This is a genomic window from Brevundimonas sp. VNH65 (genome assembly GCF_049445955.1).
Taxonomy (GTDB): Bacteria; Pseudomonadota; Alphaproteobacteria; order Caulobacterales; family Caulobacteraceae; genus Brevundimonas.
Genome location: NZ_JBMSDX010000015.1, coordinates 20,678 through 43,404, shown reverse-complemented (window position 1 = coordinate 43,404; position 22,727 = coordinate 20,678). Strand labels below are relative to the sequence as shown.

The following is a 22,727-nucleotide window of genomic DNA, read 5'->3' as shown; positions in this document are numbered from 1 at the left end:
GGTCCGGCCGAACTCGCCGAACCAGGAGACCCGCGTGGCCCGCAAGGAGCTGTCCGCCCTCAACGTCAACGACCCCCAAACGCCGTCGACCCCCGTCGACGCGCCGGTCGATCGCGGCCTGCGCGTGCGCAATGTGGCCAAGAGCTTCGGCGCGCGCCAGGTGGTGAAGGATGTCTCCCTGACGGTCCAGCGCGGCGAGGTGGCCGGTCTGCTGGGTCCGAACGGCGCGGGCAAGACCACCTGTTTCTACATGATCACCGGCCTGATCCCGGCCGACAGCGGCGACATCTGGCTGGACGGCGAGAACATCACCGCCCAGCCCATGTACCAGCGCGCACGGATGGGGCTAGGCTATCTGGCGCAGGAGGCCTCGATCTTTCGCGGCATGACGGTCGAGCAGAACGTCATGTCGGTGGTCGAGCTGCACGAAAAGACCCCGGCGGGCGTCAAGGCCGAGACCACGCGCCTGCTGGAGGAGCTGCGGATCGACCATCTGCGCCACGCCCCGGCCACGGCCCTGTCGGGCGGCGAGCGGCGGCGGGTGGAGATCGCCCGCGCTCTTGCCGGGCGTCCGGCCTTCATGCTGCTGGACGAACCGTTCGCCGGCATCGATCCCCTGGCCATCGCCGACATCCGCTCGGTGATCCGCTATCTGTCGGGCGAGGGGATCGGCGTGCTGATCACCGACCACAATGTGCGCGAGACCCTGGACATCATCGACCATGTGTCGATCATCTCGGGCGGCGCGGTCCTGTTCGAGGGCACGGCCGATCAGGCCGTCCACGATCCCGAGGTGCGTCGCGTCTATCTGGGCGACATGTACGCCTGATCCTGTTTCGGAGCCCGCCATGGCCGTTGCGAGACCCCCGAAGAAGAGCGAGACCCTGGAGGTCCGCCTGTCCCACGCCGAAAAGGCCGACTTCATGGCGCGATGCCGCGACGAGGGCCTGACCGCCAGCGAGGCGGTGCGCGGCCTGATCGCCGGGCGGACGGCGCGACCGGGACGGCGCAAGGGGTTGGGCTGGACCGTGGCGGCGGCTCTGGGGGCGGGGCTGGCGGTCGGGGCGATCGCGGCGCCGTCTCTGGCGCAATCGGGCGATCGCGCGGTGTCCGTCGCGGACGACCGGGCGGCGTTCCACCAGATGGACCGCGACGGCGACGGGGTCATCAGCTGGGCGGAGTTCCGGGGACGGTAGGGCGTTCCTCCCCCGATGGGGGAGGGGGACCGCGAAGCGGTGGAGGGGGCTGGCCCCGGACACTGCAGTCGGATCAAGCCCCCTCCGTCACGGCGCGGAAGGCGCGCCGCGCCACCTCGCCCGATGGGGGAGGAACGAAACGGTTGCTTATTTCACGCCATCCTCGGCCAGGACGTGGGCGACGATGGCGTTGGCGTGGCCGTGGCCCAGATCGTGCTCGGTCTTGAGCAGGTCGACCAGCTCCATGTGTTTGGCCGGGCAGGCGGCGCGGACGACGGCGAACCAGTGGGCCATCGGCTGCCCGTACTTCTTTTCGATGGACGGGAAGTAGGAGGCGGGGCCCCGGAGCGGCTGGTCGGTCATCGGCGTCTCTCTCTGAGAACCGAACCGTGCGGTTCAGTCGAAACTTCACACCCACCGTGCACCCCGGCGAAGGCCGGGGTCCAGTGGTGGTGAGTTCAAGCCCGGGTTTTTTCGGCGCGACACCCTCTCGACAGGTCTCCGATCTGCATCCCGGCCTTCGCCGGGATGCACGGAAAACGGCGGCGGATCACCGGATCCGCTGGAAGGCCCGGTCGCGCCGCACGGCATTTGATCCCGCAGGCGCCTTTTTCCCAACTCCTAGGTGGGAGCGCAGCACGCGTTTCCTGTCATTCCATCGCGGCAGCACACTCCACCATTTGGGGTTCCGCAGCAGGTCATGTTGCCGGAGGTGCAGCAGTTTCCGTAGTATGGCGGCCCATCATTTGGGCCGTCCACCTGAACTCCGGCAGTAGAAGCGACTCCGAACACTTTCGTCTCCTTGAATGGCTTTCCGCCCGACAGGGCCTTCCAAAGATTGCAGTCCTCCAACGACGACAGACTTGCAGGGGATGAAGTGGCAGTGGTGCGCCGGACCGAGATTTCAATTGAGAAACCGCTTGTGCTTCGAGCGTTCGGGCTGCTTGAACTAAAACGCGATGACCCGCCTTCACGCAGTTGGAATTCCGGTTCGGCGGCCATAACCCAACTGCCGTTTTGCGGAAAATAAACTGCTGATCTGACTACCACAGCGTCCTGAATGGCTGGGCGAGCGCCGTCCCGATCAACGGTCACGCGGAAGGCGTAGCCATCGACGGTGTTTCTGGCCGTCGAAACCTCGCTGCCAGCGAGCACTCTTACGATGGGGTGACCTACGAGTTGGCCGTCTGCGTAGATTTTGGCACTGACCTCGTAAACATTGCCCTTTGCCACCTGGGCGTTCGCTGGAGCCATTGAGACGGCCAATAGGGCCAGCATTGATAGCAAGGTGCGAACCATCATCATTCCTTCCAGTGAGCTGGCTGTTTTGTATAACGAGGATATGTCTGGGTAAAGCCTGCTGCGTCGCTCTTCAAAGATCAAAAGCCTTTTCCCCTCGGTAAGCAGGCTGCCGCATCCGAGTCCCGGCCTTCGCCGGGATGCACGGAAAACGGCGGCGGATCACCGGATCCGCTGGAAGGCCCGGTCGGGCCGCACCTGGAGCCAGGTCCAGGGCTTCAGCAGGCTTGCGCCGGGCTTCCATGACGCCACGATCCATTCGGCGCGCCCGACGAGGTTTCCCTGGGGCAGCAGGCCGACGCCCACGTCGGGGGCGAAACGGCCGTCCAGGGAGTTGTCGCGATTGTCGCCCATGACCAGATACTGGCCGGCCGGCACCACATAGACGCCGGTGTCGTCGCCCGGATGTCCGGGGCCGCCGTCGTAGGTGACATAGGATCGCCCCGGTTCGCCGTCGGCGGTCATCTGGGTTTCGCGGACATGTTCGACGGTGCGCCAGGGGGCGTCGTGGTCCCGGGTCTGGCCCAGCGAGGTTCGGGTCCAGGCCTGGCCGTTGACGATCACCTGGCCGTTCGCAACCTGCACCCGGTCGCCGGGCAGGCCGATGACCCGCTTGATCCAGGTCTGGCTCGGGTCGCGCGGAAGGCGGAAGACGACCACGTCGCCACGCTGAGCCGGTCGGTCGAACAGCCGCCCTTGCGAGACCCACGGGCTGAACGGCAATGAGGCCAGGCCCCAGCCGTAGGCCGGCTTGGACACCACGATGTAGTCGCCGACCACCAGACCCGGCTCCATCGAGGACGACGGGATGGTGAAGGGCTGGAACAGCGTCGCGTGCAGGGTCAGGGCGGCGGTCAGGCCGATGGCGACGGTGCGCACGACGTCGATCGCCTCTGTCAGCAGGGAGGCCGGGGCGCGGGTGGCGGTGGGGGAAGGGGTCATGCGCCGACCCCAGCATCGCCCGCCGCCGGTTCAAACCGCCGACCTGTCCGGACAGCTGAAAATCGTGTCCGGACAGTCCTGGCCTCAGGCCCCGCGTCGCCCGAACGGCCGGGCCGAGGCGAAGGCGGGGTCAAGCGCGGCGCCGGCGAACGGCTGGCCGCCGGGTCGATCACCACCGAACGGCGGGTTGGCATAGGCGGGCTGGGCCGCGGGCGCCGGCGTCGGGAACGGCTGCGTCGGGAAGGCCTGGGCCGGGAAGGGCTGAGGCGCGGCCTCAAATGCTGCGGCCGGGGCCGGGTCCCAGGCCGCGGCCGGGATGTCGGTGCGCATCGGCTCGGTCGCGCCGGGGCTGAAATCGAACACCGGGCGATAGGGCTGGACCGGGGCGGCCGCGCCCGGACCGGGCGTCGCCGCGCCCTGTTCCCGTCGCGCCTGGGCGAACAGCTCCTCAAGCCGGGCCTCGTCATAGCCCGTCAGTCCCCCCGCCGCCGGGGTCGGGGCGACCGCGTCGGGATCCTTCGGGTCCGGGCCGAAGCGATTGGGGCCGGTCTGGCCGGGCAGGAGGGTCATGACGAACAGCACCAGATTGCACAGCAGGGCGATCAGGCTGATCAGGGTCGATCCGCCGGCGGCGGCCAGGGCGGCGCCGTTGACATCTCCTCCCGCCAAGCCCCCTTCGGCCAGCGTCCGGGCCATCCTCATCGCCGAGCTGATCGTCACGAACTGGGCGACGACGCCGGGCAGGATCAGCGCCATCCACAGGGCGGACTTGCCGATGTCATGTAGACGCCGGGCCAGAACCGCATAGTTCGGCAGGGCGAAGCCCAGCATCATCAGGCCGATCACGCCGAACCAGAACAGCATGCCCAGAAAGGCGCCGGACGGATTCTCTCGCGCCGACCCCAGGGAGGCGGCCAGCATGATCAGGCACAGCAGATACAGGCCGAACTGGAACAGCATGAAGCCCCAGTATTCGGCGCGACGGGCGCGGCCGGAGAAATCGGCGTAACGCAGAAGCGGGCGGAGCATCAGCATGGCGGGCGCCGGGACCGGTGAACGAACGCCGTCATCCTGAGCCTGCGCGGTGAATCCGACGCCAATGGTCAAGGTTAATCGCGCGGCGCGCGCCGAAGATGGGGCGAGCGCCGATCGGCTTAGATCGCCGTTAACCGGTTGGGGCCATGGTGGCGCCTAGCAAGTTCCGGGCCAGTCGGTCGGGAACGCCGGAAGCGGGAGCCGCAGGCGAGTGGTAGGGCAGAGGCTGGAGATCAGGCAGGGCCAGGGGCTGGTGATCACGCCCCAGCTGCAGCAGGCGATCAAGCTGCTGCAACTGTCGAATCAGGAGCTGGAGGCCTTCGTCGAGGCCGAGATGGAGCGGAACCCCCTGCTTCAGCGCGACGAACCGACGCCCGATGTGTCCGAGAGCGGCGACGGCGTCGCGTCCGAGCCCGCGTCGGTCGAGGCGGGCGAGCTGAGCTTTTCGGACCAGGCCGCGGCTGAACGCGGCCAGGCGGTCGATGCGCGCGAAGACGATCTGTACGGCGACGCCGCGCCGGGCGAGCGGACCTCCGACCGGATGGCCGACGAGGCCCAGCCCGGTCTGTCGGACTGGACCAGCGCCGGCAAGGGCGGCGGCGGCCTGATCGACGGCGACAGCGAACGCCCCGATCACCGCGAACCCACCCTCTGGGAGCATCTGCAGGCCCAAGCGTCGTCGGCGGGCTTCTCGCCGGGCGATCACGCCATCGCCCTGACCCTGATCGACATGACGGACGAGGGCGGCTACCTGCGCGGGGAGCTGGCCGAGGTCGCCGATCGGCTGGGCTGTGATCTGGACAAGATCGAGGCCGTGCTGGCGGTCTGTCACGGCTTCGAGCCGACCGGGATCATGGCCCGCTCCGTGCCGGAATGCCTGAGGCTGCAACTGGTCGAACGCAACCGGTTCGACCCGGCCATGGCCGCCCTGATCGACAATCTGGACCTGCTGGCGCGCCGCGATCTGCCGGGCCTGCGCCAGGCCTGCGGCGTGGACGCCGAGGACCTGGGCGAGATGATCGCCGAGCTGAAGGCCCTGACCCCGCGTCCGGGCGCCGGCTTCGGCGGCGAGCCGGCCCAGACGGTCATTCCCGACGTCCATGTGCGGGCCGATCCGGCGGGCGGATGGAAGGTCGAGCTGAACGCCGACACCCTGCCGCGCCTGCTGGTCGACAAGCGCTACCACGCCACTGTGGCGGCCGGCGCCCGATCTGAGACCGAGAAGGCCTATGTCGCGGATATCGCCGCCCAGGCCAACTGGCTGGTCAAGTCGCTCGACCAGCGGGCCAAGACCATATTGAAGGTCGCGTCCGAAATCGTGCGCCAGCAGGACGCCTTCCTGGCCTTCGGCGTGGAATTCCTAAGGCCGCTGAACCTGAAGACCGTGGCCGACGCCATCGGCATGCACGAATCCACCGTCAGCCGGGTGACGTCCAATAAATATGTCTCCACGCCACGCGGCGTGTTCGAGCTGAAGTTCTTCTTCACCGCCGCCATCCAGTCGATGGACGGGTCCGCCTCGCATTCGGCCGAGGCGGTGCGCCACCGGATCAAGACCCTGATCGACGACGAGGGCCGCGACGGCGACGTGCTGTCGGACGACCGGATCGTCGAGATCCTGAACGAGGCCGGGATCGACATCGCCCGCCGCACCGTGGCGAAATATCGCGAGGCCCTGCGGATACCCTCTTCGGTTCAGCGCCGCCGGATGCTGAAGGCGTCCTAGCAAGGGGGCGCTTCGCGCCCGCGCTATGTTCGCGACGCGGTCGCTCACGACTTGAGCGCAAGGGATTGTGGTGCAGGCTGAGCGCGACGACACGTCACGCGCTGAAGCAGCGAGGCTCCGCGAGCCGAGCGATAGCGCGTCGCGTCAGCGACCCAAATTATGCGACGAAGCGTCACCACAAATTGGTGATCGGGCGTTGACACCAAAGCCTAACAGTCGCGTTCTATCGACATGCAAGTCCAAGTCAGCGGCAAGCAAGTGGATGTCGGCGAAGCGTTAGGCTCGCGCATCTCCCAGGAACTCGAAGACGGCGTCGGGAAGTACTTCGAACGCGGCGGTCAGGACGCCGAGGTCGTGGTCTCCAAGGACGGCCATGGGTTTAAGGTGGACTGTTGGGTCCGCCTCGCCTCGGGCCAGAGCCTGGTGACCACCGGCCACGGCGGCGACGCCCATTCGGCCTTCACCGACAGCCTCGACAAGCTGGAAAAGCGGGTCCGACGCTACAAGCGGCGGCTCAAGGACCACCACATCGGCCCCAAGGGCCTGTCGCCCGAAAAGACCGAGATGGCCGCCGCCGCCGTGGCGCGCAGCATCGTGCTCCGGAATCCGGACACGGTCGAGGACGAGGTCTTCGGGCAGGCCGGTGACGCCGACGGCCCGCCGCCGGTGGGCATGGTCATCGCCGAGACCGAGGCCGAGATCCGCACCATCACCGTGGGCCGGGCCGTGGCCGAACTGGACATGACCGGCTATCCGGTCGTGGTGTTCAAGAACGCCGCCCATGGCGGCCTGTCGGTAGTCTATCGCCGACCGGACGGCAATGTGGGCTGGATCGACCCCGAGCGAACCGGCGGCGCCGGAAAGACCAACGGCCACGGCTGAGTTTCGCCGTGATCTGGCGATAGGGGTTTCACCCGGCGGCGTAAGCGGCTAGACGCCGCGCGCCGCCGGGAGTTCGCCCGCGACGGGGATGCAACGTAGAATGGACATCAGCGATCTTCTGACGCCGGAAGCCATCTTCCTGCGCGGCGGCGCGTCTTCCAAGCGCCAGGTGCTGAGCATGACGGCCGAGGCCGCCGCCCAGGCGCTGGGTCTCGACGAGGCGCGATGCCTGGAGGCTTTGCTCGAGCGTGAGGCTCTGGGCTCGACCGGGCTGGGCGGCGGCGTGGCCGTGCCGCATGCGCGGATCGACGGCATGACCTCGGTGCTCGGCGTGTTTCTGCGGCTGGAGACCCCTGTCGGCTTCGACGCCGTGGACGACCGGCCCGTGGATCTGATCTTCGCCCTGTTCGCCCCGCCCAAGGCCGGGGCCGATCACCTGCGGGCCTTGGCGGCGGTGTCGCGCGCCCTCAGGTCGCCGGAACTGCGCGAGAAGCTGCGGCAGGCGCGGACCATCGACGCCGTGCGGGCCCTGTTCGTGCGTGACGAGGCGGCGACGGCGGCTTGATGTAGAGGGCGCTTCGCGCTGTCTTCCGTGGCCGCTGACGCGGCGCGCTATGCTCGCGACGCGGTCGCTCGCGACTTGAGCGCATCCTGATTTCGGGCGCTATGCTCGAGACGCGGTTGATCGCGGCTCCAGCGTGCTGTGGAGTCCTGACGCGCCGGTCAGTGAACCGAGACGGGGGCCAGCTCGTGGGCCACGGCGGCGGCGAAGGCGGTTTCGCGGTCCGCCATGACCGCCAGGCGCTGGCCGTCGGCGCCGTGCACGGCATAGAGCGTCTGATCCGGCTCGATATCCAGGCGCACGGCCTCCTCGGCCGTCACCTCGGCGAGAACGTCGGCCGCGCTGATCTCGCGCACATAGACCAGATCGGGCGCGCCGAGGCCGGCGAACGCTTCAGTCGTCAGACGGGGGGTGGGCGTCATGGGGACCGCCTCCTTCATTCAGTTAACGCGCCGCGAACCGCAAAGGCTCCGCTGGGCGGTCGCGGGATCAGCCCGCCGTGATGGGTATGCGCCGGATGACCGCTGCGTCTTCGGGGCGGGTCAGGTCCACGTGCAGCAGGCCGTGCTCCAGCCGGGCGCCCGCCACCTCCAGACCGTCCGCCAGAACGAAGCTGCGGGTGAAACCGCGCGCCGCGATGCCGCGATGCAGAAAGGCGCTGTCGCCCCCGGCCTCTTTCGGGGCCTCCTTCTTGCCGACGATGGTCATCTGGCGGCCCTCGAGCGTAATCGCCAGATCCTCAGGCGTGAAGCCGGCCACGGCCAGGGTGATGCGCACGTCGCGATCGCCGCGCTGCTCGACATTATAGGGCGGATAGCCTTCGTTCGCGGCCTTGGCGGCGCGGTCGATCAGGGCTCGGGTCTGGTCGAAACCCAGAAGAAAGGGGCTGTCAAACAGCAGGGTGGTGCGCGTCGTCATGCGTCAGTCCTTGGTCAGCGACTGCGGCCCGCATCCCCCGTATCGGCAGGATCGGACCGTGGGCTCAACATAGGCGTCGCGGACCGGGGTTCAATGCCGAACGGCGACGCGCGCGGCCGTCACACCCGGATGTCGATCAGGCTGCCGGGACGCAAAGGACGGTCGGGATCGACGGTCGGGGACGCCCCGGCCGCGCGGGAGGCCAGCGGCTCGGCCATGCGCGCCGCCGCCGCCGGCTGGGCCGAGGTCGTCTGGCCCGGAGACGCTTGACCCGGAGACGTTTGGCCCAAGGCCATGCGGAAAAAGGCCGCCTGAGCCGCGTTCTGAGCTGCGTTCTGGCCGCCCGTCGGCGTCACGGCGGGGCGGGGCGCGAGGGACGTCAGGTCGGGGCGGATCGTGGACATGACGACAGGGTTAACCATCCCTGTCGAAAAAGGGTTAACGCGCGCGCTCGGTGGCGGTGGGCGGCCGGCGCGGCGGCGAGGCGAGGGCGGCCACCAGCCGATCCACGTCCGCCTGGCTGGTCAGGGGGCCGGAGCTCTTGGCCGTCACGCGGCCCATGGCGTCCACTGCGAACGTCTCCGGCACGCCGGAAATGCCGAGGTCCAGTCCGGCCCGGCCCTCGCGATCCACCAGAACCATGGCGAACGGATCGCCCAGTTCGTCCAGAAACGCGCGGGTGGCCACCGGATCGTCCTTGTAGGCGACGCCGACCACGGCGACGCCGCGCGCCTTCAGCTCCAGCAGCCGGGGATGTTCGATGCGGCACGGGGCGCACCAGCTGGCGAAGACGTTGACGATCATCGGCTTGCCGACCCCGGCGGTCTTCAGATCGACATGGCTGTCGCCGGCGCCGTCCCCGTCGAGCAGGGGCAGGACGGTCTCGGGCACGTTCTGGCCGACCAGGGCGTCGGGGCGATAGGTCGGATCGCCCTGTTTCAGCACCCAATAGACGAACAGCCCGGCCAGACCGGCCAGGACCGCCAGCGGAAGCAGGGCCAGCCAGCGTTTCACCGGTCGTCCTCCGGAACGGCCGTCTCGCGCTCCAGCCCCTTCAGCTCCCGCGACCAGCGCCGTGCGGCGGCGGCCGTGCGGGCGACCAGCACGCCCAGGGCCAGGGCCGTCACGGCCCAGGCGGGCCAGACGAAGGCGGCGTAGGGGCTCATGTCCAGATCGATCACGACGGCGCGCTCCTCAGGCGGCCCAGGCGGCGCGGGCGCGCAGGGCCAGGACGCGGCGGCGCGTCACCTCGGCCCGGATCGCCGTCAGCCACAGCGCCAGGAACAGCGCCCCATAGGCCGCCATCATGGTCAGCAGCGGCCACAGGAACACCGTATCCAGGCTGGTCCCCCCGGCGCGCAGCAGGGAGGCGGGCTGATGCAGGGTGTTCCACCAGTCGACCGAGAATTTCACGATCGGCAGATTGATCAGCCCGACCAGCCCGAGGACGGCGGCGGCGCGGGCGGCGCGGGTCTCGTCCTCGATAGCCGAGCGCAGTGCCATATAGCCGAGGTAGAACAGGAACAGCACCAGCACGCTGGTCAGGCGGGCGTCCCACACCCACCAGGTTCCCCACATCGGCCGCCCCCACAGGGACCCGGTCGCCAGGGCCAGGGCGGTGTAGACGGCGCCCGGCAGGGCCGCGGCCCGCGCCGCCGCGTCCGCCAACGGATGACGGAACACCAGCGACAGGAAACTGGCCACGCCGAGGGCGCCGTAGATCACGAGACCCAGGGAGGCGGCCGGCACGTGCACGAACATGATCCGAACGGTGTCGCCCTGCTGATAGTCCTCGGGCGCCGCGAACGACAGCCAGGTCCCGACCGCCAGCAACAGGGCCGCCGCTGTCCACACCCACGGAACGAGTGGGGCGGAAAAGCGCATGAAGCGCTCGGGGTTGGCCAGGCCGAACATGTTGGCCGATTAGCCGTCCGGCCCGGCGGGGGCAAGCGGGCCGACGGTTCGATTCCGCGCCGATGCAGGCTAGGGTTCATCCCGCGTTCATCCGGGCGGGCGTTGCATGTCCGCCGTTCTCAGGAGACCGATCATGATCGCCCGCCGTTCCGCCCCCCTTCTGTTCGTCGCCCTCGCCGCCGTGACCGTCTCGGCCTGCGCCTCCGGCGTCTCGAGCACGCGCGAGAAGTCGCTGGCCCAGCTCTCCAGCGACTGCGAGGCGCGCGGCGGCGTCCTGCTGCCGACCGGCCAGACCACGGGCCGCGACGCCCTCGACAACTATTGCCGCATCACCGGCGGGCCGTCGGATCGCCTGCGCGGAAACTGATCCCGCCCCTTCCGCCCGCTGATCCGGCGCCTATGTTCCGCAACACACTCTGTTTCGGAATGACGCCATGACCGACGCCGCCGCCCCCCGGACGCTGAACATCGACTTCGTCTCCGACGTGGTCTGTCCGTGGTGCGCCGTCGGCCTCGGCGGGCTGGAGACGGCGCTGGAGCGGCTGAAGGGCGAGGGGATCGCCGCCGACATCCGCTTCCAGCCGTTCGAACTGAACCCCGGCATGGCGCCGGAGGGCGAGAACATTGTCGAACACATCGGCCGCAAATACGGCGCGACCCCGGAACAGTCGGCGGCCAACCGCGCCATGATCGCCCAGCGCGGCGCCGAGGCCGGGTTCGACCTGCGGATGACGGATGCCAGCCGCATCTGGAACACCTTCGACGCCCACCGTCTGCTGCACTGGGCCGGCGAGCAAGGAGCGGAGGCGCAGAAGCGGCTGAAGCGCGCCCTGCTGACCGCCCATTTCACCGACAACCGCAACATCGCCGACGCCGGCGTCCTGACCGCGACCGTCGAGGCCGTCGGGCTGGATCGCGCCGAAGCGGCGGAAATCCTGGCGTCCGGCCGCTACGCCGCCGAGGTTCGGGCCGAACAGGACCTGTGGCGGTCGCGCGGCATCACCTCCGTCCCCGCCGTGGTGGTGGAGGGCAAATACCTGATCTCCGGCGGACAGCCCGCGGCGGTGTTCGAGGACGCCCTGCGCAGGATCGCGTCCGAGGTCTGACGCGCCGGGCGGGCCAGACGTCAGAAGGTCACCACCAGCCGGGCCACCTCGCCCGCGTGCAGGCGGTCGAAGCCCGCATTGATGTCCGACAGGGGGATCGCGCCGCTCATCAGCCGATCGACCGGCAGGCGGCCCTGGCGATAGAGGGCGACGTATCGGGGGATGTCGCGGCTGGGCACGCAGGTCCCGATGTAGGAGCCCTTCAGCGTCCGCTCCTCCCCGACCAGCGACACGACATTGACCGGCAGGGCGGCGTCAGGCGGCGGCAGGCCGGCGGTGACGGTCAGGCCGCCGCGCCGGGTCATCTTCCACGTCGTCTCCAGCGCCCGGACCGAGCCGGCCATCTCGATGGCCACGTCCGCGCCGCCGTTCGTCAGGGCGCGCACCTGGTCCACGGCGTCGGGATCGCCGGCGTTGACCGTCTGTACCGGACCCAGGGTTCGCGCCAAGGCCAGCTTGTCCGCGTTCAGATCGACCGCGATCACCGGCGAGGCGCCGCAGGCCAGGGCGCCCAGGACGCTGGCCAGGCCGACTCCGCCCAGGCCGACCACCACGACCGACTGGCCCGCGCGGACCCCGGCCGTGTTCACCGCCGCGCCGACGCCGGTCAGGACGGCGCAACCGAACAGGGCCGCCTCCTTGAACGTCAGCTCAGGATCGATCTTCACCAGCGACCGGCGCGAGACTACCGCCCGGTCGGCGAAGGCGGAACAGCCCAGATGATGGTTGACCGGCGCGCCCTCACGGAAGATGCGGCGCCCGCCGCCCAACAGTTCGCCCCGGCCGTTGGCGGCCGCCCCCGGCTCGCACAGGGCGGGCCGCCCCTCGGCGCAGGGGGCGCAGTGGCCGCAAGACGGCATGAAGACCATGACCACATGGTCGCCGATCTCCAGGTCGGTCACGCCCTCGCCCAGCGCCTCGACCACGCCGGCCGCCTCGTGTCCCAGGGCCATGGGCAAGGGGCGGGGGCGGTCGCCGTTGATCACCGACAGGTCCGAATGGCACAGGCCCGCCGCCTTGATCGCGACCTGGACTTCGCCGGGGCCGGGGGGGGCCAGGTCGACCGTCTCGATCGCCAGGGGCCGGCTGTCGGCATAGGGGCGGGCGGCGCCCATGGCGGTCAGGACGGCGGCGCGCGTGGTCAGGCTCATCGGGTCACCCCTTCGTCATCGAACGTCCCTCGATAGGCGCTTGACGCCACGTCGGCCAAGCTCGACGGTCGAAACAACAAGAAACGGAGGATTCCCGAACATGCCCGCCCGTGACGAAGGCAAGTCGGCCGAACGCAGCACCTATCGCGCCTTCCACATGGTCTCCACCCGCTGGGCCGACAACGACCAGTACGGCCACATCAACAACGCCAAATTCTACGAGTTCGTGGATTCGGCCGTGAACGCCCATCTGCTGATCGCCGACGCCCTCGATGAGTCGATCGGCCTGGTGGTGGATTCGGGCTGTCGCTACACCTCGTCCCTGGCCTTTCCCGACGTGATCGAGGTGGGGATCAAGGTCGACCACATCGGCACGTCCAGCGTGCGCTACGGCTTCGCCGTCTTCCGTCGCGGCACGACGACGCCCGCCGCCATCGGCCATTTCGTCCACGTCTACGTCGACCGCGACACCCGCCGGCCCAAACCGGTCTCGGGCAAGCTGAAGGCGGTGGTGGAGAACTTGAAGGCGGAGTGACTTAGGGCTCCATCCCTGTCGGAACGCGGTGGGAGGAGCATGAAGCTGGCGTCTTCACCTACCTCTGGGCATCGCCGCCAGTCACCAGGATCCGCGTGCCGCGGCGGCTCAGTCCTGCCTTGTGGATGCCTTCCATGACACATGCGAATTGCAGGTAGGTCACCTGCACAGAAATCGCATTGATCCGCAGATTTCGACTGCCGTCGGGATGCAGAAGAGATCGTGCGGGCAAGCCGCAGCCCTCCTCGATCGTCGTCGTGGTCCGCAATAGTTCCGGCGCAGAAATTCCAGCCGACGTGGCCGGTGCGAGGTCGGCGCGCGCCGTGCACGCAGCGAGAGGCAAGATTAAAAGCAGCCGAAACCTCATGCGGCACGACTAACGGAAGCCGGAGGATTGGCAATGGGCCGCCCGCTCCCGCCCGTCGCGACGACATTTGAGGAACGGACCCGGATCAGGCCTCAACCACCCGTCAACATCACAGCCCCGGCGATGGCGGCCGCCGACAGCACGGCGGGCGCGGCTATCGGGCGCGTCCATCGGATCAGCAGCAAATAAGCCAACGCCCCGATGACGACGATGGCCGCCAGGGCGAGGGCGTCGTCCAGCCTCGGCTGGACCAGGCCCCATCCGAGTTGTAGCGCCGTGACGGCGATCAGGCCGACCACCCCGGCCGTGACGCCCTCCAGCAGGGCGTGAAGGCGCGGGTTCTCCACCACCGCCTCCAGACGGTCATGGAAGATCAACGGCAGGGCGAAGGCGGGCAGGAAGACCCCGGCCGTCATCGCCAAGGCGCCCCACGGTCCGCCGGCCAGATAGCCGACGAAGGTCACGAAGATGATCAGGGGCGCGGGCAGGGCGCTGGATAGGGCCAGGCCGTCCAGAAAGGCGCCGTCCTGGACCCAGCCGCGCGGCACGGTGTCGTCGCGCACGAAGGGAATGGCGGTATAGGCGCCGCCGAACGTCAGCAGACCGGCTTTCAGACCGGCGACGAACAGCAGGACGAGGGACGCGGGTTCGGCCACGACAACGGTGCCACCAGGGGCCGGGGCGATTCCGGGCCCGACGCCCGGCCCCCACGCGACGCTCGCGAGGCCGAGCGCAACGGCCACCGCGACGACGATCGCGGCGAGGCCATGACGGCCGGTCCGGACGGCGGCGTAGGCCAGGCCGCAGGCGGGCAGGACGATCCAGAAGGCGACGCCGGCCAGGGTCGCTCCGGCCGCCGCCGCCGCCGCGATCCACAGTCCGCGGTCGCCCAGGGCGTGGGCGGCGATGCGGCCGGTGGCGCGGGCGATCAGGCCGATCACGCCCGCCTGGACGCCGAGCAGGGCCCCGGCGATCAGGGGGTGGCGCAGGTCGAGGGTCTGGTAGGCGGCGGCGAGCCCCATCATCAGCAGGAAGCCGGGGGCCATGAAGCCGAGCCCGGCCAGGATCCCGCCCATCCGCCCCCGCGCCCGCATCCCCATATGCACGCACAGCTCGTGCGCCTCCGGGCCGGGCAGGGCCTGCATCACAGCCAGCACCCGGTTGAAACGGGCCGGGGACATCCAGCCCTCGCGTTCGACCAGTTCGCGCTTCAGCATGGCGATCTGCGCGGCCGGTCCGCCGAAGGCCAGGACGCCGAAACCGAGGAATTTCAGAAACAGGCGACTCAGGCCGATGTCGATCGGCGCCTGGGGCGCTTGCGGCTGCGGATCGGACATCCGGCTTCCCCCGAAACCGCGTGCGGCCGTCCTGCCCGCCGGATCAGTCGTCGCGGCGGACGATGGCCACCACGGCCAGGGTGGCCAGCACCCCCAGCGCAAAGGCGCCGAACAGCGAACCCGTCGCGGCGGCGGTCGAGACGGTGACGGGCCGGGCCTCGTACCATTCCACGATGTCGGGCGTGTCGGGGTCCATATAGACGCCGTGGTCGTCGTGGCCTTCGGCGTCGTAGAAGGCGGTGGGGGCGTCGCCGTGCGGGTCTCGGTCGTCGGTCATGGCGGGCGCCTCCTGTTCTCGTTGCGGGATGAATACGCCGAAGCGTCGCCGGTTCCGAGTGAAAATAGGCGGCGGTCGGCGAATCCGCCATCGGTGACAGCCGCCGCCGCATCGGCTAGAGGGCGCGCCTCACCGAGCGATAATCCCAGACGAGACCCAGGGCGACGCACATGGCCGGCCATTCCAAATTCAAGAACATCATGCACCGCAAGGGCCGCGCCGACGCCGCCCGGTCCAAGCTGTTCTCCAAGCTTTCGCGCGACATCACCGTCGCGGCCAAGTCGGGCATGCCCGACCCGGCCATGAACCCGCGCCTGCGTCTGGCGGTGAACAACGCCAAGGCCGAGAGCCTGCCCAAGGACGTCATCCAGCGCGCCATCAACAAGGCCTCGTCGGGCGACGCCGACACGATGGAAGAGGTTCGCTACGAAGGCCGCGGCCCCGGCGGGGTGGGCATCATCGTCGAGGCCCTGACCGACAACCGCAATCGCGCCGGATCGAACATCCGCGCCGCCTTCTCCAAGAACGGCGGCGCCCTGGGCGAGATGAACTCGGTCGCCTTCATGTGGGACAAGGTGGGCAAGATCACCTACGCCGCCGAGGCGGGCAGCGAAGACGCCGTCATGGAGGCCGCCATCGAGGCCGGCGCCCAGGACGTCGAGAGCGATCTGGTCAAGCCCGACATCTATGAGGACGCGCCCGGCCACACCATCTGGACCGCGTTCGAGGATCTGAACGAGGTGGCCGAGGCCATGTCCAAGGTGCTGGGCGATCCGAAATCGACCGCCATCGTCTGGAAGCCCCAGACCGAGGTTCCGGTCACCGGCGACGCGGTCGGAACCCTGTTCAAGCTGCTGGACGCCCTGGACGCCGAGGATGACGTCTCGGCCGTCTATTCCAACGAGGACGTGTCCGACGAGGACGCCGCCAAATACGCGGGATGACATGACCGCGCACCGGCTCGACAGCTTGGCCGTTCGCGGATAACGGGAGAGCAGGTGACCCGTAAGGGTCGATTCGCGTCTGAGAGTGGGGGCAGCTCGCGTCGTTCGCCTGGGTGAAGACCAGGCAGGGATGGGAATATGCTGTTGTCCAGGATCGACCGCGCCCTCGGGGCCGCGTCAGGCCGCGCCGAACGTCCGCGCCACGACCGTCAGAAATCCGCGTCGGAGGTCGGCCCCGGCGCCATCGGCGAACGCTATGAGGCGGTGCAGGAGGGGCTGGAGCAGCTGAACCGGCTGGCCCAGCAGCTGCGCGGTCTGGAGCCTCTGCTCGGCGGGATCCGCACCCCGCTGGAGGCCGAATACGAGATCCGGCGCAGCGAATATGTCGAACTGGTGCAGCTGCGCGCGGCCCAGGAACAGGCCGGCGGTCGTATCGAATCGCTGACGGTCGAGGCGCGTCGCCTGGGGCAGGCCCTGTCGGCGGCCGAGCGGCGGCTCGAGGAGGCCGAGGCCCGGCAGGAGGAACAGGCGCTGCTGGCCCAGGAGGCGCGGCTGGAGGCCGATCGGCTCGGCGCCGCCCTGGCCCAGGCCAACGGCCAGGCCGAGGCCTTCAAGGCGTCGGACCGCGACAGCGTTCAGCGGGCGCGCCAGCTCGAGCAGGATCTGACCGCCCTGCGCGCCGAACGCGAGGCGGTGGAGACGCGTCAGGCCGAGGCCGAGTCCGGCCGGGCCCGGGCCGCCCGCGATCTGGTGCTGGTCCAGGACGAGAACGTCGCCCTGAAACGACGGCTTGAGGAGGCCGCCGCCGAGGTCGCGCGGCTGTCGCGCATCGAGGCCTCGCTGGAAAGCCAGCTGACGACGGAGCGCGCCCGCGCCACCGGGGAACAGGCCGAGGCGGCCCGCGCCATGCGGTCGCTGGAGGCGCACGGCGAGACGGCCCGGCAGGAGGCGGCGTCGTTGCAGGCGCGGCTGGACGCCCTGACCGCGCGGGGCGACCGGCTGGAGACCCTGAACGCCGACCTGACAGCCGAACTGGGTGATCTGCGCGGAGGCGGCCAGGCCAGCGAGCGCCGCGCGCTGGAGCTGCGCACCCGGCTGGACCGGGCGCTGGAGCGCATCCAGGATCTGGAGGCGGGCGCCGAGGAGACGCGCCAGGCCCAGGCGGCCATGGAGGCGGCGCGGCTGGCGGCGGTCGATCGCGCCGAGGGGTTGGCGCGCACGGCGGCGGCGCACGAAAAGGCCCTGAGCCGCAGCGAGGCCCGGGCCCAGCGCCTGGAAGGCCAGATGCGCAAGCTGGAGTCCGACCGCGACGCACAGGCGGCGGCCCTGACCGAACAGATCGACGGCCTGAAGTCCGAGTTGGACGCGGCGCGGGCCCAGGCGGCCATCACCGCCGCCGCCCTGGACGTAGCGCGGCGCGACCGGGCGGCGGCGTCGCTGGAAGGCCTGGCCCGCAGCGCCTGACGGGAGGCGCGGCGCGCGTCAGATTCGGAGACTTCGCCCGGCCCAGTCCTTGGGGCAGGGTGGGCCATGGCCTTCTCCCGCTCTTCGGGCATGCGGAGCGGCCCGGCGCGAGGTCGCGCCGGGATGCGCGGCCGCATCGGCATTTCGGCGTGCCTTCTCGGCGCGGTTCTGACGCTCGGCGTCGCCGTCCCCCGAGCCGCCTGGGCCCAACAGCCGCAGGCGGAGGCCCCCGCCGCGACCCCCGCCGCGACCCCCGCCTCGCCCGCTGCTCCGGATCCGCTGGACCCGGTCGCGGCGCGCTGGGCGGCGGTTCAGGCGGACTGGCCGACGAATGCGACGGCCGAGGTGCGGTTCGCCTACGCCACGGCCCTGTCGGACGCCGGGCGCTACGCCGAGGCGGAGCCGCACTGGGCGGCGCTGGCCGCCCTGGTGCGCGAGCGCAACGGCAAGGGCTCCGAAGCCGACGTGATCGTCCAGGCCCGCTGGGCCGAGAGCTTCAGCAATCTGGAACAGGACGTGCGCGCCCGGACGGTGGCCGGGCCGGGCCTGGCCCTGGCGCTCAGACGGTTTGGGCCGGACAGTCTGCACACCGACCGGATGCGTCTGGCCCTGGCCGCGGCGGCGATGCGACGCGGACGCCCGGACGAGGTGGTGGGCTGGCTGGAGGCGTCCTTCGCCTACAATCAGCGCGCGGGTCAGACCGAGGCCGCGCGGGTGGTGGGCGGCGCCCTGGCCGAGGCCTACGCCCGTCTGAACGACCGGCCGGCCGAACGCTCCACCCGGCTGCGGCTGGCGGAGCTGACCACCTCCGCAGGCGGCGATGAGGCGCAGGAGCTGGCCCTGGCCGACCGCGCGAATCTGGCGGAGCAGCAGGGTCTGTTCGATGCGGCCATCCAACTGCACCGCGAACGCGCCACCCGGATGGCGGCCCGCCTCGGCGACATGGACCCAGGCGCGCTGCGGGCCCGGCTCGATCTGGCCGACGTCCTGTCGGTCGCCGAGGACTGGGACACGGCCGACGGCGGAGAGGCCGAGAGCCTCTATCGCGCGGTGCTGGCGCTGGCTCCGCCGGGCGCGCGTCTGAACGGACCGCCGTTGCGGGCGGCGCGCGCGCTGGGCGAGCGGCTGACGCTGACCGCGACGCCCGGAGCCTCCCGCTTCGACGAAGGCCTGCATCTGACCCGCCTGGCCCTGGACGCCGCGCGCGCCGAGGCCGGACCGGATCACCCCGAGGTGCAGATGCGCATGCTGGTCCTGGCCAACGCCCTGTTCAAGGCCGGGCGCCGGGACGAGGCCCGCGCCCTGACCGACGAGATGGCCCAGGCCGAGGCGCGGGGCGTGGTGTTCTGGCAGACCCTGGGCGTCGCCGCCCTGCTGCGATCGGCCATGGCCATGGACGAAGGTGACGCCCCCGAGGCCTATGGTCAGACGCGCCGGTCCGCCCTGGCGTTCCGGGACTACGCCCTGGCGGCGGGGGACGACGCCGAGACCCGCACCACCCTGCGTCGGTGGTCGATGATCTTCCGGGCGCAGGTGATGACCGCCTGGCGGGCGGCGCGGGACTGAGCTGCGTCTCGGTCATTGTCCGTAAACCTTGTTTCGGGCATGACAGGAACGAATGACGAACGCTTCGACTCACCCTGTCCGTATTCTGGGGCTCGATCCCGGGCTGCGCCGCACCGGCTGGGGCGTGGTGGCGGCGGAAGGGTCGCGCCTGCGCTGGATCGCCCACGGGGTGGTGACGCCGGATGAAAAGGCGCCCTTCAGCGCGCGTCTGCTGCACCTGCTGGAGGCCGTGGGCGACATCTGCGCCGCCCATGGCTGCGAGGAGGCGGCGATCGAGGAGGTATTCGTCAACATGAACCCGGCCTCGACCCTGAAACTGGGCCATGCGCGGGCGGCGGTGATGCTGGCCCCGGCGCGGCATGGCCTGTCGGTCGCCGAGTACGCGCCCAATCTGATCAAGAAGGCGGTGGTCGGCGCCGGTCACGCCGACAAGGGCCAGATCGCCTTCATGGTGAAACGGCTGCTGCCGGCGGCGGGGGATGTGACGGCCGATGCGGCCGACGCCCTGGCTGTGGCCATCACACACGCGCAGATGCGCAAGCGGGCGTTGCTTATTCCTCCCCCATTGGGGGAGGGGGACCGCGAAGCGGTGGAGGGGGCTGGAGCCGGACGCCGTCTTCGCGGTGAGCCCCCTCCGTCACGGCGCGAAGGCGCGCCGCGCCATCTCCCCCAACGGGGGAGGATCGCGTCATGATCGGCCGTCTGCGCGGGGTGCTGGCCGAGGTCGAGGAGGGGCATTGCCTGATCGACTGCGGCGGCGTCGGCTATGTGGTGACCTGCGGGGCGCGGACCCTGCAACGGCTGCCGGCGCCGGGCTGCGAAGCGACCCTGCATATCGAGAGCGCCTGGTCGGCCGAGAACGGGCCCCGGCTCTACGGCTTCCTCGGCCGCGACGAGCGCCGGGCCTTCACCACCCTGACCGGCATCCAGGGCGTCGGCCCCAAGGCCGCCCTGTCGGTGCTCGACGTCCTCCCGCCCGCCGAACTGGCCGGGGCCGTGGCGCGCGAGGACAAGGCGGCGGTTGCACGGGCCAACGGCGTGGGGCCGAAACTGGCCGTCCGGATCGTCACGGAGCTGAAAGGCAAGCCGCTGGGGGATGTGTCGTTCACGCCGTCCGCGCCCGGCGTTCATGTCGAGGCCGCTCCGCCCGCGCCCTCGATCACCGGAGAGGCGGTCTCCGCCCTACTGGGTCTGGGCGTGGCCGAGGTCAATGCGCGCCGGGCCGTGGATCAGGCCCTGATCCGGCTGGGGGCGGATGCCGACCTGTCGGCGGTGATCCGCGCGGCCCTGCAGGAGTTGGGGCGGTGAGGAGAGGTGGGCGAGGAGTGAAGAGTGCTAGTGAGCGAGAGGTGAGCGAATGGCGTCCGGGTCCGGCAAGGCCCTGCTCACCCCTTCGCTCACTAGCACTCTTCACCAACCTGACATGACCGACGACCGCATCATCTCCGCCGACCCGGCCCCAGGCGAGGCCTATGACCGCGCCCTGCGGCCCCAGACCCTGTCGGATTTCGTGGGGCAGGAGCAGGCCAAGGGCAATCTGAAGGTCTTCATCGAGGCGGCGCGCGGCCGGGCCGAGGCCCTGGACCACGTCCTGCTGTTCGGCCCTCCGGGCCTGGGCAAGACGACCCTGGCCCAGATCGTGTCGCGCGAGCTGGGCGTCGGCTTCCGCGCCACCTCCGGCCCGATCCTGGCCAAGGCGGGCGACCTGGCGGCGATCCTGACCAATCTGGAGCCGCGCGACGTCCTGTTCATCGATGAGATCCACCGGCTGGCCCCGGCGGTGGAGGAAATCCTCTATCCGGCCATGGAGGACCATGTGCTGGACCTGATCATCGGCGAGGGGCCGTCGGCGCGCAGCGTGCGGATCGACCTGGCGCCCTTCACCCTGGTGGGGGCGACGACGCGGGCGGGGCTGCTGGCCACGCCGCTGCGCGACCGGTTCGGCATTCCGCTGCGGCTGGAGTTCTACACCGCCGACGAGCTGACGAAGGTGGTCATGGGCACGGCGCGCAAGATGGGGGCGGCGATCACCGAGGACGGGGCGCGAGAGATCGCCGCACGGTCGCGGGGCACGCCGCGCGTGGCCGGTCGGCTGCTGCGCCGGGTCCGGGACTTCGGTTCGGCCGAAGGCGCGGCCAGCATCGACCGGATGGTCGCGGCCCGCGCCCTGGCCCGGCTGGAGGTGGACGAGGCGGGTCTGGACAGTCTGGACCGTCGGTTCCTCAAGGCCCTGATCGAGAACTATGGCGGTGGGCCGGTCGGCATGGACACGCTGGCGGCCGCCATCGCCGAGGCGCGCGACGCGGTCGAGGACGTGATCGAGCCCTATCTGCTGCAGCAGGGCTTCATCCAACGCACCCCGCGCGGCCGCATGGCCTGCGCCCGGGCCTACAGCCACCTGGGCCTGGCCGAGCCGCCGAAACCTGCCGGGGCGGTTCCGGGCGACCTTTTTCCGTCGTCCCAGCTTGAGCCTTCCGATGGCCAGCCTTCGTAAGAAGCGACAGCACTACGTTCCGCAACTCCACCTTCGGCGATTTGTCGGCGACAGTCCGAGGGGCATGATCTGGACGCACGATATGGACAGTGGCGTGTCCCGTCCAAGTCGCCCCTCAGAGACAGGGTTCAGTTCGAACTTCTATTCGGTCCGGGACCAATCTGGAAAATGGCGAGACGACATCGACGACTGGCTCACAGAGATAGAGCAAGAAGCGTCGGCCGGGTATGATCACCTCGCGGCTGGTGTGGTGCCCCAAGGTGATGACAAGGAGCGTTTCGCTGCCTTTGTTGCCACACTTTATCTTCGCTCTCCTTCGCTGATCCGTGCTGCAGCCGCAGGTTACGGACAGTTTGTGCAGCTGAAGATCAATACCGAATGGCGAACCAGAGATCGGTTTGAAAAGCAGTTAGATCGCTACGATAGAGATAATCGTTCGAGGACAGAAAACCGGGAAGGTATTTGGCGTTTTCATAGCGACAAATCGCGTCACAAAGTTGAGGTAAATCAAAGTCGAGGTTTGTCTATATTGAGGGCTGCTCCTCAAATAACGAGAATTTTGTCAAAAAGAGAATGGAAGTTGGTTCGGCCGCAGTCGGGCTACTTTATTTCGAGCGATTGTCCAGTCCATCGATTTGTCCCCGACGATAAGATGATTTGGCCGTATTGTGACGGCGGGTTTGCGAACTCGGCATCAGAAATCACGCTTCCAATTTCACCCAGCATAATGCTCTTGATCTGTGGAATCAAAACTCCCGAAGATGATATTTGGTTGCCAAGTCAAAATGTTCAGATTCTGAATGAAATGAGGGCTTCCGGTGCAGATCGATTCTTATATTCTCATAAAAAATCAGATTTATTCGTCGACCTAGCCAAACGATTTCGGGAGGCAGGGTTTAGTTTCCACATCGATGGTGGCGGTCCATACGCTGAAGTAGTAGTGAAACGCCGCCCCTAGTAGGGAAATGATCTAGAGCCGGTGCTGGATCTGTGTCGAGGCGCTTGCGAGAGC

General features: G+C 69.3%; 27 protein-coding genes and 1 pseudogene. 15 read left to right on the top strand and 13 right to left on the bottom strand.

What is annotated here, in order from left to right; translation table 11 throughout:
- The first annotated feature begins 34 nt into the window (after window positions 1-34).
- Both lptB and ACO2Q1_RS16585 read left to right on the top strand, forming a co-directional pair.
- A complete protein-coding gene (gene lptB, locus ACO2Q1_RS16590; RefSeq protein WP_423330595.1) occupies window positions 35-829 on the top strand; it encodes an LPS export ABC transporter ATP-binding protein in 795 nt (264 codons plus the stop codon).
- A gap of 19 nt (window positions 830-848) precedes the next feature.
- Window positions 849-1,196: an EF-hand domain-containing protein gene (locus tag ACO2Q1_RS16585; RefSeq protein WP_423330594.1), complete on the top strand. Its 348-nt coding sequence runs from the start codon at window positions 849-851 to the stop codon at window positions 1,194-1,196.
- A gap of 147 nt (window positions 1,197-1,343) precedes the next feature.
- Here the strand turns inward: ACO2Q1_RS16585 and ACO2Q1_RS16580 are convergent, their stop codons facing one another.
- From ACO2Q1_RS16580 to ACO2Q1_RS16565, 4 genes are all read right to left on the bottom strand, one after another.
- Complete coding sequence (locus ACO2Q1_RS16580) at window positions 1,344-1,559, bottom strand: DUF4287 domain-containing protein (RefSeq protein WP_423330593.1); 216 nt, start codon at window positions 1,557-1,559, stop codon at window positions 1,344-1,346.
- Between the two features lie 258 nt (window positions 1,560-1,817).
- Window positions 1,818-2,579 carry a hypothetical protein gene (locus tag ACO2Q1_RS16575; RefSeq protein ID WP_423330592.1) on the bottom strand — a complete coding sequence of 254 codons (762 nt, stop codon included), beginning with the start codon at window positions 2,577-2,579 and terminating at the stop codon, window positions 1,818-1,820.
- A gap of 78 nt (window positions 2,580-2,657) precedes the next feature.
- Entirely contained in the window at window positions 2,658-3,437 is a 780-nt protein-coding gene (gene lepB, locus ACO2Q1_RS16570) for a signal peptidase I (RefSeq protein WP_423330591.1), read from the bottom strand.
- A gap of 84 nt (window positions 3,438-3,521) precedes the next feature.
- Window positions 3,522-4,472, bottom strand: coding sequence for a DUF805 domain-containing protein (locus ACO2Q1_RS16565; protein ID WP_423330590.1), 951 nt, complete (start codon window positions 4,470-4,472; stop codon window positions 3,522-3,524).
- Window positions 4,473-4,683: 211 nt separating this feature from the next.
- Between ACO2Q1_RS16565 and rpoN the strand changes: the two genes are divergently transcribed.
- The 3 genes from rpoN to ptsN all read left to right on the top strand — a co-directional run bounded on the left by rpoN (window position 4,684) and on the right by ptsN (window position 7,645).
- Window positions 4,684-6,198, top strand: a complete 1,515-nt coding sequence (rpoN, locus tag ACO2Q1_RS16560; protein WP_423330589.1) for an RNA polymerase factor sigma-54 — start codon at window positions 4,684-4,686, stop codon at window positions 6,196-6,198.
- A 231-nt stretch (window positions 6,199-6,429) separates the two neighbouring features.
- Entirely contained in the window at window positions 6,430-7,080 is a 651-nt protein-coding gene (gene hpf / locus ACO2Q1_RS16555; protein WP_423330588.1) for a ribosome hibernation-promoting factor, HPF/YfiA family, read from the top strand.
- Window positions 7,081-7,180: 100 nt separating this feature from the next.
- Window positions 7,181-7,645 carry a PTS IIA-like nitrogen regulatory protein PtsN gene (gene ptsN / locus ACO2Q1_RS16550; RefSeq protein ID WP_423330587.1) on the top strand — a complete coding sequence of 155 codons (465 nt, stop codon included), beginning with the start codon at window positions 7,181-7,183 and terminating at the stop codon, window positions 7,643-7,645.
- A gap of 158 nt (window positions 7,646-7,803) precedes the next feature.
- Here ptsN and ACO2Q1_RS16545 read toward each other — a convergent pair whose 3' ends face one another.
- From ACO2Q1_RS16545 to ACO2Q1_RS16520, 6 genes are all read right to left on the bottom strand, one after another.
- Window positions 7,804-8,064, bottom strand: coding sequence for a DUF1150 family protein (locus tag ACO2Q1_RS16545; RefSeq protein WP_423330586.1), 261 nt, complete (start codon window positions 8,062-8,064; stop codon window positions 7,804-7,806).
- Window positions 8,065-8,131: 67 nt separating this feature from the next.
- The gene (locus tag ACO2Q1_RS16540; RefSeq protein ID WP_423330585.1) at window positions 8,132-8,560 is read right to left on the bottom strand and encodes an Hsp20 family protein; all 429 of its coding nucleotides are present in this window, start codon (window positions 8,558-8,560) and stop codon (window positions 8,132-8,134) included.
- Between the two features lie 119 nt (window positions 8,561-8,679).
- Window positions 8,680-8,964, bottom strand: coding sequence for a hypothetical protein (locus ACO2Q1_RS16535; protein ID WP_423330584.1), 285 nt, complete (start codon window positions 8,962-8,964; stop codon window positions 8,680-8,682).
- Between the two features lie 34 nt (window positions 8,965-8,998).
- The gene (locus ACO2Q1_RS16530; RefSeq protein ID WP_423330583.1) at window positions 8,999-9,574 is read right to left on the bottom strand and encodes a DsbE family thiol:disulfide interchange protein; all 576 of its coding nucleotides are present in this window, start codon (window positions 9,572-9,574) and stop codon (window positions 8,999-9,001) included.
- Window positions 9,571-9,741: a heme exporter protein CcmD gene (gene ccmD, locus ACO2Q1_RS16525; RefSeq protein ID WP_423330582.1), complete on the bottom strand. Its 171-nt coding sequence runs from the start codon at window positions 9,739-9,741 to the stop codon at window positions 9,571-9,573. Before ccmD ends, ACO2Q1_RS16530 begins: the two co-directional genes overlap by 4 nt.
- Before the next feature lie 13 nt (window positions 9,742-9,754).
- On the bottom strand, window positions 9,755-10,474 hold the full coding sequence (locus tag ACO2Q1_RS16520; protein WP_423330581.1) for a heme ABC transporter permease: 720 nt from the start codon (window positions 10,472-10,474) through the stop codon (window positions 9,755-9,757).
- 133 nt (window positions 10,475-10,607) lie between these two features.
- Between ACO2Q1_RS16520 and ACO2Q1_RS16515 the strand changes: the two genes are divergently transcribed.
- Window positions 10,608-10,841 carry a hypothetical protein gene (locus ACO2Q1_RS16515; RefSeq protein WP_423330580.1) on the top strand — a complete coding sequence of 78 codons (234 nt, stop codon included), beginning with the start codon at window positions 10,608-10,610 and terminating at the stop codon, window positions 10,839-10,841.
- Window positions 10,842-10,908: 67 nt separating this feature from the next.
- Window positions 10,909-11,580 (top strand): DsbA family oxidoreductase, encoded by a 672-nt coding sequence (locus ACO2Q1_RS16510; RefSeq protein WP_423330579.1) that lies wholly within the window; start codon window positions 10,909-10,911, stop codon window positions 11,578-11,580.
- Window positions 11,581-11,600: 20 nt separating this feature from the next.
- On the opposite strand, the gene ACO2Q1_RS16505 is transcribed toward ACO2Q1_RS16510, so the two are convergent.
- Window positions 11,601-12,731, bottom strand: a complete 1,131-nt coding sequence (locus tag ACO2Q1_RS16505; RefSeq protein ID WP_423330578.1) for a zinc-dependent alcohol dehydrogenase family protein — start codon at window positions 12,729-12,731, stop codon at window positions 11,601-11,603.
- Between the two features lie 100 nt (window positions 12,732-12,831).
- Here ACO2Q1_RS16505 and ACO2Q1_RS16500 point away from each other — a divergent pair, with 100 nt between their 5' ends.
- The gene (locus ACO2Q1_RS16500; RefSeq protein ID WP_423330577.1) at window positions 12,832-13,266 is read left to right on the top strand and encodes an acyl-CoA thioesterase; all 435 of its coding nucleotides are present in this window, start codon (window positions 12,832-12,834) and stop codon (window positions 13,264-13,266) included.
- Between the two features lie 459 nt (window positions 13,267-13,725).
- On the opposite strand, the gene chrA is transcribed toward ACO2Q1_RS16500, so the two are convergent.
- Both chrA and ACO2Q1_RS16490 read right to left on the bottom strand, forming a co-directional pair.
- Complete coding sequence (gene chrA, locus ACO2Q1_RS16495; protein ID WP_423330576.1) at window positions 13,726-14,970, bottom strand: chromate efflux transporter; 1,245 nt, start codon at window positions 14,968-14,970, stop codon at window positions 13,726-13,728.
- Between the two features lie 43 nt (window positions 14,971-15,013).
- A complete protein-coding gene (locus ACO2Q1_RS16490; protein WP_423330575.1) occupies window positions 15,014-15,247 on the bottom strand; it encodes a hypothetical protein in 234 nt (77 codons plus the stop codon).
- 170 nt (window positions 15,248-15,417) lie between these two features.
- On the opposite strand from ACO2Q1_RS16490, the gene ACO2Q1_RS16485 reads away from it, so the two are divergent.
- The 7 genes and pseudogenes from ACO2Q1_RS16485 (at window position 15,418) to ACO2Q1_RS16455 (ending at window position 22,673) form a co-directional block, all read left to right on the top strand.
- On the top strand, window positions 15,418-16,191 hold the full coding sequence (locus ACO2Q1_RS16485; RefSeq protein WP_423330574.1) for a YebC/PmpR family DNA-binding transcriptional regulator: 774 nt from the start codon (window positions 15,418-15,420) through the stop codon (window positions 16,189-16,191).
- Window positions 16,192-16,329: 138 nt separating this feature from the next.
- Entirely contained in the window at window positions 16,330-17,655 is a 1,326-nt protein-coding gene (locus ACO2Q1_RS16480) for a hypothetical protein (RefSeq protein ID WP_423330573.1), read from the top strand.
- A gap of 66 nt (window positions 17,656-17,721) precedes the next feature.
- Window positions 17,722-19,221, top strand: a complete 1,500-nt coding sequence (locus tag ACO2Q1_RS16475; protein WP_423330572.1) for a hypothetical protein — start codon at window positions 17,722-17,724, stop codon at window positions 19,219-19,221.
- Window positions 19,222-19,273: 52 nt separating this feature from the next.
- Window positions 19,274-19,771: pseudogene (ruvC, locus tag ACO2Q1_RS16470) on the top strand (crossover junction endodeoxyribonuclease RuvC); the annotation flags it as partial.
- Between the two features lie 140 nt (window positions 19,772-19,911).
- Window positions 19,912-20,529 carry a Holliday junction branch migration protein RuvA gene (gene ruvA, locus ACO2Q1_RS16465; protein WP_423330571.1) on the top strand — a complete coding sequence of 206 codons (618 nt, stop codon included), beginning with the start codon at window positions 19,912-19,914 and terminating at the stop codon, window positions 20,527-20,529.
- A gap of 115 nt (window positions 20,530-20,644) precedes the next feature.
- Window positions 20,645-21,715, top strand: a complete 1,071-nt coding sequence (ruvB, locus tag ACO2Q1_RS16460) for a Holliday junction branch migration DNA helicase RuvB (protein ID WP_423330570.1) — start codon at window positions 20,645-20,647, stop codon at window positions 21,713-21,715.
- A complete protein-coding gene (locus tag ACO2Q1_RS16455; RefSeq protein WP_423330569.1) occupies window positions 21,699-22,673 on the top strand; it encodes a DUF4238 domain-containing protein in 975 nt (324 codons plus the stop codon). Before ruvB ends, ACO2Q1_RS16455 begins: the two co-directional genes overlap by 17 nt.
- Window positions 22,674-22,727: the final 54 nt, after the last annotated feature.